The organism is Lactonifactor longoviformis (assembly GCF_042848515.1).
GTDB lineage: Bacteria > Bacillota > Clostridia > Lachnospirales > Lachnospiraceae > Lactonifactor > Lactonifactor longoviformis.
Genome location: NZ_AP031453.1, coordinates 2,792,710 through 2,806,482, shown reverse-complemented (window position 1 = coordinate 2,806,482; position 13,773 = coordinate 2,792,710). Strand labels below are relative to the sequence as shown.

Sequence of the window (13,773 nt, the reverse complement as noted above, 5' to 3'; positions counted from 1 at the left end):
ATTAGACCTCCTTGTTAATTCGTTCCCAGCGTAATTCCAAGCCGCTCACAAGTCTCTGCAATCACAGATGTAAGCTCATCATCGGTCAGTACCGTAACACGTCCGTCCTCATATTCTTTATCTACCCAGGCTTTTACCATTGCAACCAGTTCGCAGTTTTTGCTTACCTGCGCATCCCCCTTCAGACGGTAATGTGTATTAATCCAGTGGGCAATGCCTGCCAAACCTGAAGTGTTGGAGACTGCCACCTCTACCGGACGGTTCAGAAACTTTTCCGTGTCAAAAATATTATAGATCTCTTCATTTTTCAGAAGACCATCCGCATGGATCCCTGCCCTTGTAATATTAAATGCACGTCCCACAAAGGGAGTTCTGGAGGGCAGACGATAGCCAATTTCCTTTTCGTAGTAATCTGCCAGTTCCGTGATCACTGTAGTATCCATCCCGTCCAGGGTTCCCTTCAGCTGGGCATATTCAAAAACCATAGCTTCCAATGGCGTATTTCCTGTCCTCTCTCCGATGCCGAACAGGGAACAGTTCACTCCGCTTGCACCGTAGAGCCATGCTGTAGTAGAATTGCTCACTGCCTTATAAAAATCATTGTGTCCGTGCCATTCAATTAATTCTGAGGGAACTCCGGCGTGAGTCATAATGCCGTATATGATACCCTGCACAGAACGGGGAATTACTGCCCCTGCATAGTTTACACCATATCCCATAGTATCGCAACAGCGAACTTTAATGGGGATCTGATATTCTTTCATCAGTCTCATCAGTTCCAGGCAGAAGGGTATGACATAACCATAGATATCAGCCCTTGTAATATCCTCCAGATGACATCTTGGACTAACTCCAATCTCAAGGCATTCTTTGATGATGCTTAAGTAGTGTTCCATTGCCTGTTTTCTGGTCATCTTCATCTTATAAAAGATATGATAATCCGAACAGCTTACCAGAATCCCTGTCTCTTTTAATCCAATTTCTTTCACCAGTTCAAAATCTTTTTTATTTGCCCGGATCCAGCTGGTTACTTCCGGAAACTGATATCCTCTTTCCAGACATTTATAAACAGCATCCCTGTCCTTCTTGCTGTACAGGAAAAATTCACACTGGCGGATTTTCCCTTTGGGTCCCCCCAGTCTGTGAAAGTAGTCATACATAGTCACAATCTGCTCCGTGGAATAAGGAGCACGTGACTGCTGTCCGTCCCGAAAAGTAGTATCCGTAATCCAGATATCGTCCGGCATATGATGAGGAACAATGCGGTCATTAAATGCAATCTTAGGCACCTCGGTGTAGGGAAACAGGTTACGGAAAACATTAGGGGTCTCCACATCTACCAGAGGATACATATGCTCCTCAAGAGTTAATAAATTCGTATGTGGATCCATCTTTACAGGTCTGTTTTGCATGTTCTTTACTCCTTTTCTCATTTCTTTATTTTTGTATCATCGTATACAATCAAACAATTAAGATGATTGTATACGATGATACAATATTTGTCAATGCATTGCAGGAAATTTTAGGAAGCTAAAAAGTCATGAATTGAAAAGCTGCCCCATCCTTGAATGTTGTGGGTGTACCCGAGATCTCTTGCGGTCTCTTTCAGCCTGTATTTTATTTCCAGATTACTCATTGCCGGATATTTTTCCAGAAGCAGAGCAATTGCCCCGGATATCATTGGAGTGGACATGGAAGTTCCGCTCTTAACTGTGTAAGACCTTCTGTCTGGCTTGGAGGAACAGGAAATAATGCTGTTGCCCGGAGCTACGATATCCGGTTTGCAGATGCACTGACTAGTGGGGCCCCTTCCGGAAATCCCCTGATGGCGTGTCAGCATATCACTGGATCCCACGGTTATCACCTTTTTGCTGCTGCCCGGGGCAGTAATGGTTCCCGGATGAGGCCCCATGTTGCCTGCCGCGGTTACCACGATAAAGCCATCATCCCAGGCAGCCTCCACCCCTTCAATCAGGTCTTTATGTTCATCGTTTACTTTTTGTGTGGTGCCCACAGAGATGTTAATAATACGGATATTGTAATTTTCTCTGTTCTCCCTTATCCATTCCAGGGCTTTTAGTACATGAGCCTTGCTGCCGTTTCCATCCTGATCCAGCACCTTAAGTGCGATAAGATCACAGGCGGGCGCCACTCCGCAGTAACGCCCCTTAGAAGCTATGCCGGCTCCCCCGATGATGCCTGCCACATGAGTTCCGTGTCCATTATCATCGTAGGGGGTGCGGCGATGATGAATAAAATCTTTAAAAACAACAATTCTATCTTCAAAATCCACATGGGGAAAGATACCGGTATCCAGTATGGCTACCCCGATATGGCGTCCAGTCAGCTTATAATTAGTGTCCAATTGTATTGCCTCATTGTTTATGCTTACTTTAAGATATTCGCTGTCAGAAAAAAAGCCATTAGCCTACTTTAATTCTTTGCGACATAAAATGAAAGCAAGGAAACATTTAAGGAGATTTTATTGGCAGACATACGAGATATGATACTGGATCAGAATTATGGAGATTTCATCATCCCCAACCGTCAAGGATTTCTGGAAAATTACAGGGACTACGGTCCCCAGGTACTGAACAGGTATTACGGACTGATACACCACCCCTTAAACGGAAGATTTCTGGAGTATCTGAGCAGCTTTACCTATAACTTCACTCCAAAGCTTCTGACCCTCATGGATACGGTGAGTCTTGACGCCTCCGGAATCACAAGAGTACAAAACCAGCCGGCTCTGAATTTGAAAGGAAGCAATATGCTCATAGGATTTCTGGATACCGGGATCGACTACACCCATCCGGTATTTCGCAGAAGTGACGGGAGCAGCCGGATCTACGGTATCTGGGATCAGACAATCCAGACGGGGACACCCCCTGAGGGCCAGTACTATGGCACCGAATATACCAATGAGCAGATTAATGAAGCTTTGAGATCCGATTCTCCCTCTGCGCTGGTTCCTACGGAAGACACTAACGGTCACGGCACCTTTCTGGCCGGTGTGGCTGCAGGCTCTGCAATACCGGAAGAGGACTTTGTCGGTGCAGCTCCGGAAGCGGCTATTGCCATGGTGAAGTTAAAAGAGGCGAAGGATTATCTGAAGGAATTCTATTTTGCCACCGGTCCCGGTCCCTTTTATCAGGACACGGACATTATTCTGGGCATACGCTATCTCCTGTCACTGGCAGGCCGCCTGAACAGGGCTCTTGTAATCTGCATCGGTCTTGGAACGAATCAGGGATCTCATTCAGGGGAAACACCCCTGAACTCCGTACTGAGTTCTATTTCAGAAGAACGGGGCACCCATGCCGTTGTAGCTGCAGGCAATGAGGCGGGAAAGGCACATCATTATTATCAGTCCACAAATACAAATTGTTATCACGAGGCAGAAATCCTGGTAAAAGAAAATACCTCTGGTTTTACTATGGAACTGTGGGGTTCCCCCCTGGAAACATACTCCGTGGGGTTCGAAACTCCTCTTGGGGAGGTGGTTCCCAGAATTCCGGCCCGGATCCGGCTGACAGATACCATTGATTTTGTTCTGGAGAGGACTAAGATCTTTGTAAATTATGAAGGAATACAGACAATATCCGGGGGACAGATGATATTTATGCGTTTTACAGACCCCACACCGGGAGTATGGCGGTTAAGAGTTTACTGCAGTTCTGAGGGAACCGGAAACTTTCACATCTGGCTGCCTGTGTCAGGTTTTTCCGTTCCTGATGTGATCTTTCTTCAGCCAAACCCGGACACCACTTTGACTACCCCCTCGGCATCGGACCAGGTAATTACTCCCAGCACTTATAATGCCTATGACGGAAGCCTGTTTTTGAATTCCAGCAGAGGATACACCCGCCTGGGAGATATCAAGCCGGATATTGCGGCCCCGGGTGTCAATGTATTCGGTCCCCGTGCAGGAGGCGGTTTCACCACCATGACCGGGTCCTCGGTTGCATCTGCCATTACCTCGGGGGCAGTGGCTCTGATCGCTGAATGGGGAATCACCAACCCCAGCCAGGAACGGGTATTCAACAGCGAGGAGATAAAAACGCTACTGATCCGGGGAGCAAACCGCAGCCCCTCAAGGCTCTACCCAAATCGGGAGTGGGGATACGGAACCCTGGATGTCTATCAGATCTTTTCATCTTTTTCATCTATTCAGTAACACATACAGGCCCTGACACATAAGATGAAGTGTAATCAAACAAAAATAATGGAGGAACAAACATGAGCGATTTAGCTGCTACAAACTGTGGATGCGGATGCGAAGATACTTGTCAGGGAGGTTGCGGATGCGGTGACCGCGGATGTGGTGTACGTTCAGACTGTGGATGTGGCTTCGGCGGAAATTCCTGTGGTTCTCTTATCTGGATCCTGATCCTGCTTTGCTGCTGCGGCAACGGCGGCTTCGGCGGTGATTCCTGTGGATGCGGAAACGACAACAACTGCTGCTGGATTATCTTACTGCTTCTGTTCTGCGGAAACGGTTCTTTCTGCTAGTACCAGCCAATAAAAAAGCCGGGGAGTTTTCCCCGGCTATTTTCTTTTATACCGCCGGACGCCCTGATTTATCTGAGGCTCCTGCTTTCTCACTCCCTGTTCGGGAGAATTTTTTTTCTTTTTTGCACACTCCAGGTCAATTTCATACAGAGTGTTATCTTCTATAATAAGCTTTGTTTTGTGTGTATTCATAGATAGCTCCTTAATCCTTTATAGTTTATCTTATGTCATCTCCCAGTATCTGTCATATCTTAATAATGAAAAACATAGGCTTTAAAAAAAGTGAATTTTTATGAGTGAACAAAGCTCAGACAACAGGACGATTCTGGATCAGATGGTCTCCCAGGATCAAATACAGGTAATGAAAGCTGCACTTCCTTATGTTCCCCCTTCCGGGCAGCGTTTTCTGTCAGTTATGGCGAAAATGATGGAACTGCAGAATACCATTTCCCTCTTTTCCAAACCGCGGGGAGAGATGAGTATCTGTGCAGTGGAAAATGAAAAGGTAGAGCCTCTGGAAATGCTCCAGGATATCCGCCGGTTCTGCAACGGACCTACCCAGGAGCGGATCGACAGCCTTATCAACACTCTGGTCATGGTACAGATACTCGAACTGTCCCAGGATAACAACAACACATAAGGGAGGAATAAAAGATGGACAATAATGGAAACAATAAGGAAAATAATCAGAACAACAGTTGGATGAACCATCCCAATCTGTCAGGGATGGATCCGGCAAAACTGGCGATGCTCCAGTCCCTTGCGGAACAAGGCAGCCAGAAAGGACAAAATGATATTATGCCATTTCTCATGGCAGCAGCGTCCAAAAGTAAGTCCAGCGGGATGCAGTTCTCAAAAAATGAAATGGATACCATTATTGAGGTGCTGAAAATTGGCAAACCGCCGGCTGAGGTTGCAAAGATAGATCGTATGCTGCAGCTTATGAAAATGATGCGTTAATATTAAGGGGCAGGGAGGGGCAGACTTTTGCCCCTTTTTCTTGCATTTCAGGAAATGGGGTGCTATACTGAAAGACGCTGAAGTATCGTGTGTTCGAGACCTTCCACACGTTAAACAAAACTAAAGGAGAATCACTATGAAAAACAAAAACATAACCTTTCTCACACAGGCAGCCGTAATTGCTGCTGTGTACGTGGCTTTGACTATGCTCTTTGCCCCCATAAGCTTCGGACAGATACAGATACGTCTGGCAGAAGCGCTTACGATTCTGCCCCTGTTCACCCCCGCTGCGATTCCCGGATTATTCGTGGGCTGCCTTCTGGGAAATATCATGGGAGGAGGGATACTCCCGGATATAATTTTCGGAAGTCTGGCAACTCTGCTGGGAGCATTGGGCACCTATGGAGTGCGGCATTTCCGCCAGAAAATCCTGCTGGTGCTCCCACCCATTGCTGCCAATACATTGATCGTTCCCTTTATACTGAGGTATGGATACGGAATACATCTTCCCATTCTCTTTTTCATGGTAACTGTGGGCATGGGTGAGATCCTTTCCTGCGGGGTCCTCGGCGGAATTTTACTGGGAGTACTGAAGAAGAGGCGGCGTGTGATATTCAGGAACTTCTAAGCTCTGTGATTTATAACAATGGCTGTGTTCTGCGGCTTTCCAGCCTGCAGAACACAGCCATTTTCTATTATTTCTTAAAATTCTCCAGAATGCAGTCACGGAGTAAGATTAGCGCATTTACCACGGACTGTTCTCTTATTTTGCTTCGGTTGCCGTTAAAATGGAATTCCCGTACCTTGGTCTCACCCTTCAGACAGCAGGCAATAAATACAGTACCCACCGGTTTTTCGGGAGTTCCCCCATCTGGGCCTGCAATGCCGGTAACTGAAACTGCCACATCTGATCCTGTAGTAAAGTTGCCTCCTTTTGCCATTTCCTTTGCGCATTTGCTGCTGACAGCGCCGTGGGTCTTCAGTGTGCTCTTTTTTACCATAATGAACTTTTTCTTGGCAGAATTGGAGTAAGTGACAAACCCCTGCTTCAGAACATCCGACGCTCCCGGTACATTGACGATCCGTGCGGATAAAGCGCCCCCTGTACAGGATTCTACTGTGGTAAGCCGAAGATGCTGAGCCCGCAGCAGTTCAACTACCGCTTCCTCCAGTGATTTATTCTCATCTGTGGTGTATATGTTTTTGCCAAACCGCAGCTTCAATTCCCTGACTACCGGTTTGATCAATTGCTTGGCCTCCTTTTCGCTGGCGGCCTTGGCGGTTACCCGGATATGAACTTCCGCAGTCTTCGCATAGGTTGCTATGGTTGGATTCGTCTGAGCAGCAATGAGATCGCTGATATCGGTTTCTACCTTGCTCTCCCCGATCCCGCAGATTTTAACCATCTCCGAATAAATAATCTCAGGCTGTTTTTTTCTAAGATAAGGGTATACGGCTTCCTCAAACATGGGCTTCAGCTCATTGGGCGGACCGGGAAGCAAAATAGCAGTCTTTCCCCCGGATTCTATGATTAACCCGGGTGCTGTCCCGTTATGATTGTCCAGAACGGCTGCCCCCTGGGGAATCAGGGCCTGCTTCCAGTTGTTGGCTGTTATCTTGCTTTCCGGCTGGGACTTTATATAATTATCCATAAATGCCTGAATTCTTTCCCTGGTGTGAGGATCCTCCACCAGTTCCCTTCCCATTACCCTGGCTGTGATTTCTTTTGTCATATCATCCTTTGTGGGGCCCAGTCCTCCGCAGAGTATTACAATATCCGATCGGTCAATGGCCGTGGCAATGGCTGTGGTCATCCGCTCCTCATTGTCGCCAACCACTGTCTGATAATAAAGGGAAAGGCCAAGATTGGCACATTTCTCCGACAGATAGGCGGCATTCGTATTCACAATGTTTCCTAAAAGTATTTCTGTACCTACACAGACTAATTCTACAACCATACGTTCTCCTTTCGCAGCAGCTGCAGGTCCTTAATCCTGCATGCTGATTACCTGCCTGTTCTTCCATAAGTAATCTACCAGTGACACAACAGTGAGAATCAGCGCCAGGTAAATAAAAACAGTCTCTGCTATGTCAAAAACACCGCCCAGATCGGCAATCAGCAGGATTGTCATTATCATCTGGGATACTGTCTTAAATTTGCCCCAGTAGCTTGCGGCAATTACAATCCCATTGTCTGATGCAATAAGACGGAAGCCGCTGATAATGAATTCCCGGCTTATGATAATGATCACCAGCCATGCATGCAGCTTTCCTGTCTCCACAAAACAGATCAGTGCAGAACATACCAGCAATTTATCCGCAAGGGGATCCATAAATTTCCCGAAATTGGTGACCAGATTGTCCCTTCTGGCCAGATATCCATCCAGGGTATCTGTGAGACTGGCCACAACAAACAAAACAAGCGCGATCCACTTACCGGCGCTGCCCGCTGCATCTGTCAGCATAAAAAAGACAAAAAACGGGATCATTATGACACGAAGACAAGTCAGTTTATTCGGTGTATTCATCAGCTAATTCTCCTATCAAATCATATTCTAAGGCTCCGGTTACATGCACCAGTGCAAAATCTCCGGACATTAATTCTGTCTCTGTATTCACAAAAATATATCCGTCGATTCCCGGCGCGTCTGCATACGTACGTCCCACATATGCATTTTCATCAGCCACCTTGCCTTCAATCATCACCTCAAGCTCCATCCCAATTCTGGAATCTCCCTTATCCAGAGAAATCTCCTGCTGGAGTTCCATGAGCTCGGCCTTGCGCTCTTCTTTCACCTCTTCCGGAATCTGCCCGTCCATCTCTGCCGCAGGCGTGTCTTCTTCCGGGGAGTAAGTAAAGACTCCCAGCCGGTCAAACTCCATCTCATCCACAAATTCCATCAGTTCCTCATGCTGCTCCTGGGTTTCCCCCGGAAAGCCAGTGATCAGGGTGGTCCGCAGGACGATATCCGGTATCTCCCGGCGAAGAGTATTCACCATGGCGGTCAGCTGCTTTCTGGTCGTACGCCTGCCCATGCGTTTCAGTACAGCGTCATTGGCGTGCTGGATAGGAAGATCCAGATAATGACATATCTTTTTTTCTTCCTTCATGACCTGTATCAGTTCGGGATATATCTCCTCAGGATAGCAGTACTGAACCCGGATCCATCGGATTCCCTTAACTCTGCACAGGCGGCCCAGAAGGAGATGAAGTGACTTTTCTTTGTAAAGGTCAATTCCGTAGAGGGTAGTCTCCTGGGCTACCAGAATCAGTTCCTTTACCCCTTGCTCTGCCAGATATTCTGCCTGGCGGATCAGATGTTCCATAGGTATGCTTCGGTAGCGTCCCCTCAGTTTCGGAATAATGCAGTACGTACAGTGTTTGTCGCAGCCCTCCGCTATTTTCAGATACTCATAGTGGCCTCCGGTGGTCACCACACGGTTTGCATCCGCCAGGGGCAGGGAATTGATATCCTGAAATTCCAGGTATTTTTCACCGGCAAAGACTTTGTCAAGGGCTGTCACAATCTCTTTATAGCTGGTGGTGCCCAGAACAGCGTCTACCTCCGGAATCTCATCCGTTATTTCTTTTTGATACCGCTGGGCCAGACATCCGGTTACCAGAAGGGCCCTGCATTTGCCAACACTTCTGTACTCAGCCATCTCCAGAATGGTATCAATACTCTCCTGCTTGGCATCATGGATAAAACAGCAGGTATTAACGACTATTACATCCGCATCCTCCTCTGCATCCGTGATTTCATATCCCCGGGCAACCAAAAGCCCGAGCATCTCCTCGGAATCCACCAGATTTTTATCGCATCCCAGAGAGATGAATAAAACTTTTTTCACTACGTCAGTCTCCTTTTCTTTTTATGTATAAAAGGAGTGCCACCAGATACGCGCCACTCCTTTCTTGTTATTCTTCGCTCTCTTTTTTATCCAGCTCATCGTCAGAGACAATCTTAACTTTCCCTTTATAAAGCTCCTCAACAGCAATGGACAAAGGCTTTTTCCCCCGGGAACTCACAAGGGGATCTTCCCCGCCGATAATCTGTCTGGCTCTTTTGCTGGTGGCCAGGACTATGGAATACCTGCTGTTTACCAAAGGTGCCTCATCCGGTTCAAGCTCACTGTTTACTACCTGCATTAATTCTGAATAAGATGGATGTATCATATATCCTCATTCTCCTTTCATAAATACCTTTAATTCATTTCCAATCTGTTTTATCAGGGAAAGATTTTCACTGACTTTGTGGTGCTGACTCTGAATCACCTGATGCATTTCCTCTACGCATTGCTCCAATTCATCATTGATCAAAAGATAATCATATCTTTCCATGCCCTCTGCCTCCTCGGCAGCTCTCTGCAGCCTGGATCCAATGACCTCGGGGGTCTCTGTGCCCCGTCCCACCAGCCGTCTTTTCAGCTCCCCGGCACTGGGGGGGGCCACAAACAGAAGAAGAGCATCCGGAATCTTTTCCTTTACTTTTAAAGCTCCCTGGATTTCTATCTCCAGGATGACATCTCTGCCCGACTCCAGCTCCTTTTCCACGTAAGCCTTGGGGGTTCCGTAATAATTTCCCACATACTGCGCATATTCAATCAGGGCATCCTCTTTTATCAGTTGTTCAAATTCTTCCCTTGTTTTGAAAAAGTATTCCCGTCCGTCTTCTTCTCCCTCTCTGGGGGCTCTTGTTGTCGCTGAGACAGACAGCGCGTAATTCATGTATCTGTTCATCAGGGCCCGCATCAGTGTGCCCTTGCCGGCACCGGAGAATCCGGATACCACAACCAGTACTCCTTTTTTACTCATCATATTCCCCTTTGATCTCTCCCTCTCTGAAAGAGGAAAATCTTTTTGTAATAGTCTCCGGCTGCAGGGCAGAAAGCACAAGAATATCTTCCCCTGTCACAATGACAGACTTCGTCTTCCTTCCCTGTGTGGCGTCGACCGTTTTGCCGGCCTCCTTGGCGTTTTGTACCATACGCTTAATGGGAGCGGCATCGGGACTTACAACGGCAATTATCTTATCCGTATTTACAACATTCCCAAATCCAATGTTAATTAACTTTGCCAATGGTATCCCTCTCTGTTACTCAATATTCTGTATCTGTTCCCGGATTTTTTCAATCTCAGTTTTTAGATCAATGGCTATGTTGGAAGTTTCTAAATCATTTGCTTTGGAGAGAATCGTGTTTGCCTCTCTGTTCATCTCCTGGGCAATAAAATCCAGTTTTCTCCCTATGCCGTCTCCTTCCTGAAGCACATTTTTCATATTATTTACATGGCTTCTCAGGCGGACAGTCTCCTCATCCGTGCAGATTTTATCGGCGAACAATACCACTTCAGCGGCTATACGGCTGTCCTCAATCTGAGAATCGGCCAGCAGTTCTCTTGTGCGATCCTCCAGTTTGGCCCGATATTCCTTGAGTATCTCAGGAGCACGCTGTTCTACCAGATGAATTTTATCGTTCATTCCGTCTAACTTGGTAATAATGTCTTCTTTGAGATGTGCGCCCTCCTTTTTCCTCTCCTCCACAAAATGGCAGGCCGCCTGGGTAATTCCTTGTTCCAGAAAGCTCCACAGCTCCTTTTCATCCAGGGACTGCTCCTCCATAACGAACACTTCCGGATATTTCGACAGATGAGATACACAGATATCATCCTTCAGCTGAAACTCACTGCACATATCTCTGAGATATCCCAGGTACTCGGCGGCGATCTCCCGGTTGTACTTTATATTGACTCTTTTCTGGGTAAAGTCCTCATAAGTGATAAATACATCAACTTTTCCCCTCTGAATGTATTCTTTCAGGAGATTTCGGATAGAAGCCTCAAAAATGCTTAATTTCTTAGGCATCCGAAGGTTAATATCCAGGTATCTATGGTTCACGGACTTCATCTCTACGGTGAATTTTCTCTCTTCATCAGCGATCTCGGCACGGCCGAAGCCCGTCATACTTTTAATCATTTCATCCACTCTTTTCTGTTCCTGATTTGCCTCCCGGGCATAAACATACAAAATTATTATAAGTCATTACAAATCCCTAGTCAAATCCTTTTTCAAATGTATTTTGCCTGCAGGCGTTTTTTCTGCTATAATAACTCCAGAACGGAAAGGAGATATTTTATGGCATTCGACGGAATTACCATTGCAAATATAGTACATGAGTTAAATCAGACCATCACAGGGGGAAAGATCAACAAAATCGCCCAGCCGGAAGCGGATGAGCTTCTTCTTACGATTAAGAATCAGAGAGTGCAGCATCGGCTTCTCATCTCAGCCAGCGCCTCTCTTCCCCTGATTTATCTGACACAGAGCAATAAGCCCAGTCCCCTTACAGCACCGAATTTCTGCATGCTTCTGCGCAAGCACATTGGAAGCGGAAAAATCACTGCAGTGACCCAGCCGGGTCTGGAGCGGGTCATCCGGATAGAGATTGAGCATCTCAACGAGCTGGGGGATCTCTGCCGCAAAACTCTGGCAGTAGAAATCATGGGAAAGCACAGCAACATTATTTTCCTGGATGAGACGGACAGGATCCTTGACAGCATCAAACACGTATCCTCTCACATGAGTTCAGTCCGGGAAGTACTTCCCGGCAGAAATTATTTTATTCCGGAGACCCAGGAGAAAAAAAATCCTCTGAATATTTCAGAAGATGAATTTGCCAATTTTATATACAGCAAACCGCTTCCGGTCTCCAAAGCCCTCTATACCTCTCTCACCGGAATCAGCCCTGTAATGAGCGAAGAAATCTGCTGCAGGGCCTCTGTGGACGGCGGCGCTTCTGTCAGTTCTCTTTCAGAGGCTGAGAGGATCCATTTGTTCCATACATTTGAACGCCTCATGGATGATATCCGGCAGGGGAACTTTTGTCCTTCTATTATTTATGATGACGAGGCTCCTCTGGAATATGCCTCGGTTCCTCTTATGAAGTATGAGGGATACCGGACAGAGGCGTACGCTTCTATCTCCCAGGTGCTGGAGCATTATTATGCGGCAAAAAATATAATCACCAGGATTCGTCAGAAATCCGCGGAATTGCGAAAAGTGGTTCAGACTGCCCTGGAGAGGAACCGGAAGAAATTCGATCTGCAGACCAGACAGATGAAGGATACTGTAAAAAAAGACAAATATAAGGTATACGGGGAATTACTCAATACTTACGGATATAATCTGGAAGAGGGCTGCCGATCTTTTCAGGCATTGAATTACTACACCAATGAAGAAATCACCATCCCCCTGGATCCAACCATGACACCCCAGGAGAATGCTAAAAAATATTTTGACAGATATAATAAGCTGAAACGGACGGCTGAGGCACTGGAAGAACAGCTGAAGGATACACAAAGTGAGATCGAGCACCTGGAATCTATCAGCACTGCCCTGGATATTGCCAGAAAAGAAGAGGATCTGGTGCAGATTAAGGAAGAGCTTGTACAGTACGGATATATGAAAAGAAAAGGACCTGCAGGGAAAAAAGTAAGAGTGACTGCAAAGCCTCTCCATTATATTTCCTCTGACGGCTATCATATGTATGTAGGGAAAAATAATTATCAGAATGAAGAGCTGACCTTTAAATTTGCCGTGGGCAATGACTGGTGGTTTCATGCAAAGGGACAGCCTGGTTCCCACGTAATTGTTAAGACAAACGGGGACGAGCTGCCTGACCGCACCTTTGAGGAAGCCGGCCGGCTGGCTGCCTATTACTCCAAAGGAAGACAGGCTCCCAAGGTTGAAATTGACTATACTGAGAAAAAAAATGTGAAAAAGCCCGGCGGGGGAAAACCAGGCTTTGTCATCTATTATACCAACTACTCTCTCATGATTGAACCGGATATCTCCGGGATCCGTGAGGTAGTCTAGGCTCTCTTTTTCGGTGCAGTGAGATCATAGCTCTCCTGCACCATTCTTTTAATATCTTTATCCGGAACTGTTCCGTCCAATATGATAGAATTCCAGTGCATTTTATTCAGATGATACCCTGGGATTACGGAGGGAAAGGCCTCCCTCCAGAACTCTCTCCACTGGGGATCACATTTAACGTTCACCCAAATATGTCCTTCCCGCTGAAAGATCCAGGCAAATACCTTCTGGTTTTCTTTATGGCGCATTACGGTCCAGTTGGGATCCTCAAAGGGATAATCCTCATAAGAATTCTTAAGTTTAAGACAAAAGTTAATTACTTCTCTTCTGCTTCTCATATCTATATGCTCCTCTGCAGGCGTTTTGGCAAGTTCCCGGTAATTATCATAAGCAGACATGTGTCCCCTTGTTCTTAATTATATCACGC

17 protein-coding genes are annotated in these 13,773 nt (G+C 46.5%); 6 read left to right on the top strand and 11 right to left on the bottom strand.

Annotated elements, in window-relative coordinates; all coding sequences use genetic code 11:
* Positions 1-14: 14 nt before the first annotated feature.
* Positions 15-1,391 (bottom strand): 2-isopropylmalate synthase, encoded by a 1,377-nt coding sequence (locus ACGHCT_RS12915; protein WP_390440184.1) that lies wholly within the window; start codon positions 1,389-1,391, stop codon positions 15-17.
* 131 nt (positions 1,392-1,522) lie between these two features.
* A complete protein-coding gene (locus ACGHCT_RS12910) occupies positions 1,523-2,365 on the bottom strand; it encodes a S8 family peptidase (protein WP_072852709.1) in 843 nt (280 codons plus the stop codon).
* Positions 2,366-2,485: 120 nt separating this feature from the next.
* Between ACGHCT_RS12910 and ACGHCT_RS12905 the strand changes: the two genes are divergently transcribed.
* Together ACGHCT_RS12905 and ACGHCT_RS12900 are read left to right on the top strand one after the other, a co-directional pair.
* Entirely contained in the window at positions 2,486-4,177 is a 1,692-nt protein-coding gene (locus ACGHCT_RS12905) for a S8 family peptidase (RefSeq protein WP_390436195.1), read from the top strand.
* A 62-nt stretch (positions 4,178-4,239) separates the two neighbouring features.
* Entirely contained in the window at positions 4,240-4,512 is a 273-nt protein-coding gene (locus ACGHCT_RS12900) for a chorion class high-cysteine HCB protein 13 (protein WP_226904426.1), read from the top strand.
* A 36-nt stretch (positions 4,513-4,548) separates the two neighbouring features.
* On the opposite strand, the gene ACGHCT_RS12895 is transcribed toward ACGHCT_RS12900, so the two are convergent.
* Complete coding sequence (locus tag ACGHCT_RS12895) at positions 4,549-4,704, bottom strand: hypothetical protein (protein ID WP_154261758.1); 156 nt, start codon at positions 4,702-4,704, stop codon at positions 4,549-4,551.
* A 100-nt stretch (positions 4,705-4,804) separates the two neighbouring features.
* Between ACGHCT_RS12895 and ACGHCT_RS12890 the strand changes: the two genes are divergently transcribed.
* The 3 genes from ACGHCT_RS12890 to ACGHCT_RS12880 all read left to right on the top strand — a co-directional run bounded on the left by ACGHCT_RS12890 (position 4,805) and on the right by ACGHCT_RS12880 (position 6,100).
* On the top strand, positions 4,805-5,152 hold the full coding sequence (locus tag ACGHCT_RS12890) for a hypothetical protein (protein WP_390436193.1): 348 nt from the start codon (positions 4,805-4,807) through the stop codon (positions 5,150-5,152).
* 14 nt (positions 5,153-5,166) lie between these two features.
* Positions 5,167-5,472: a hypothetical protein gene (locus tag ACGHCT_RS12885; RefSeq protein WP_072852702.1), complete on the top strand. Its 306-nt coding sequence runs from the start codon at positions 5,167-5,169 to the stop codon at positions 5,470-5,472.
* Positions 5,473-5,608: 136 nt separating this feature from the next.
* Complete coding sequence (locus ACGHCT_RS12880) at positions 5,609-6,100, top strand: QueT transporter family protein (protein ID WP_390436191.1); 492 nt, start codon at positions 5,609-5,611, stop codon at positions 6,098-6,100.
* 67 nt (positions 6,101-6,167) lie between these two features.
* Here ACGHCT_RS12880 and ACGHCT_RS12875 read toward each other — a convergent pair whose 3' ends face one another.
* The 7 genes from ACGHCT_RS12875 to ACGHCT_RS12845 form a co-directional block, all read right to left on the bottom strand.
* On the bottom strand, positions 6,168-7,430 hold the full coding sequence (locus ACGHCT_RS12875) for a competence/damage-inducible protein A (protein ID WP_154261760.1): 1,263 nt from the start codon (positions 7,428-7,430) through the stop codon (positions 6,168-6,170).
* A gap of 30 nt (positions 7,431-7,460) precedes the next feature.
* Positions 7,461-8,000 carry a CDP-diacylglycerol--glycerol-3-phosphate 3-phosphatidyltransferase gene (pgsA, locus tag ACGHCT_RS12870; RefSeq protein ID WP_154261761.1) on the bottom strand — a complete coding sequence of 180 codons (540 nt, stop codon included), beginning with the start codon at positions 7,998-8,000 and terminating at the stop codon, positions 7,461-7,463.
* Positions 7,984-9,264, bottom strand: a complete 1,281-nt coding sequence (rimO, locus tag ACGHCT_RS12865) for a 30S ribosomal protein S12 methylthiotransferase RimO (protein ID WP_243141084.1) — start codon at positions 9,262-9,264, stop codon at positions 7,984-7,986. The genes pgsA and rimO overlap by 17 nt, the downstream gene beginning before the upstream one ends.
* Positions 9,265-9,391: 127 nt before the next feature.
* Positions 9,392-9,649, bottom strand: a complete 258-nt coding sequence (gene rpoZ / locus ACGHCT_RS12860; protein WP_072852692.1) for a DNA-directed RNA polymerase subunit omega — start codon at positions 9,647-9,649, stop codon at positions 9,392-9,394.
* Between the two features lie 6 nt (positions 9,650-9,655).
* Entirely contained in the window at positions 9,656-10,288 is a 633-nt protein-coding gene (gene gmk / locus ACGHCT_RS12855) for a guanylate kinase (RefSeq protein WP_390436189.1), read from the bottom strand.
* Entirely contained in the window at positions 10,281-10,553 is a 273-nt protein-coding gene (locus ACGHCT_RS12850) for a DUF370 domain-containing protein (RefSeq protein ID WP_072852688.1), read from the bottom strand. The genes gmk and ACGHCT_RS12850 overlap by 8 nt, the downstream gene beginning before the upstream one ends.
* Before the next feature lie 15 nt (positions 10,554-10,568).
* Positions 10,569-11,447 carry a YicC/YloC family endoribonuclease gene (locus ACGHCT_RS12845; protein WP_390436187.1) on the bottom strand — a complete coding sequence of 293 codons (879 nt, stop codon included), beginning with the start codon at positions 11,445-11,447 and terminating at the stop codon, positions 10,569-10,571.
* A gap of 159 nt (positions 11,448-11,606) precedes the next feature.
* Between ACGHCT_RS12845 and ACGHCT_RS12840 the strand changes: the two genes are divergently transcribed.
* Positions 11,607-13,346: an NFACT family protein gene (locus ACGHCT_RS12840; RefSeq protein ID WP_390436185.1), complete on the top strand. Its 1,740-nt coding sequence runs from the start codon at positions 11,607-11,609 to the stop codon at positions 13,344-13,346.
* Here ACGHCT_RS12840 and ACGHCT_RS12835 read toward each other — a convergent pair.
* A complete protein-coding gene (locus ACGHCT_RS12835; protein WP_154261764.1) occupies positions 13,343-13,684 on the bottom strand; it encodes an MmcQ/YjbR family DNA-binding protein in 342 nt (113 codons plus the stop codon). The two genes, ACGHCT_RS12840 and ACGHCT_RS12835, sit on opposite strands and share 4 nt — an antisense overlap.
* Positions 13,685-13,773 lie beyond the last annotated feature (89 nt).

Coding starts and splice junctions, on each gene's coding strand:
- ACGHCT_RS12880 (WP_390436191.1), top strand. CDS start 5,609: ATGAAAAACAAAAACATAACCTTTCTCACACAGGCAGCCGTAATTGCT.
- ACGHCT_RS12900 (WP_226904426.1), top strand. CDS start 4,240: ATGAGCGATTTAGCTGCTACAAACTGTGGATGCGGATGCGAAGATACT.
- ACGHCT_RS12875 (WP_154261760.1), bottom strand. CDS start 7,430: ATGGTTGTAGAATTAGTCTGTGTAGGTACAGAAATACTTTTAGGAAAC.
- ACGHCT_RS12885 (WP_072852702.1), top strand. CDS start 5,167: ATGGACAATAATGGAAACAATAAGGAAAATAATCAGAACAACAGTTGG.
- ACGHCT_RS12835 (WP_154261764.1), bottom strand. CDS start 13,684: ATGAGAAGCAGAAGAGAAGTAATTAACTTTTGTCTTAAACTTAAGAAT.
- pgsA (WP_154261761.1), bottom strand. CDS start 8,000: ATGAATACACCGAATAAACTGACTTGTCTTCGTGTCATAATGATCCCG.
- ACGHCT_RS12890 (WP_390436193.1), top strand. CDS start 4,805: ATGAGTGAACAAAGCTCAGACAACAGGACGATTCTGGATCAGATGGTC.
- ACGHCT_RS12845 (WP_390436187.1), bottom strand. CDS start 11,447: ATGATTAAAAGTATGACGGGCTTCGGCCGTGCCGAGATCGCTGATGAA.
- rimO (WP_243141084.1), bottom strand. CDS start 9,264: ATGCTCGGGCTTTTGGTTGCCCGGGGATATGAAATCACGGATGCAGAG.
- ACGHCT_RS12915 (WP_390440184.1), bottom strand. CDS start 1,391: ATGGATCCACATACGAATTTATTAACTCTTGAGGAGCATATGTATCCT.
- ACGHCT_RS12840 (WP_390436185.1), top strand. CDS start 11,607: ATGGCATTCGACGGAATTACCATTGCAAATATAGTACATGAGTTAAAT.
- gmk (WP_390436189.1), bottom strand. CDS start 10,288: ATGAGTAAAAAAGGAGTACTGGTTGTGGTATCCGGATTCTCCGGTGCC.
- ACGHCT_RS12895 (WP_154261758.1), bottom strand. CDS start 4,704: ATGAATACACACAAAACAAAGCTTATTATAGAAGATAACACTCTGTAT.
- rpoZ (WP_072852692.1), bottom strand. CDS start 9,649: ATGATACATCCATCTTATTCAGAATTAATGCAGGTAGTAAACAGTGAG.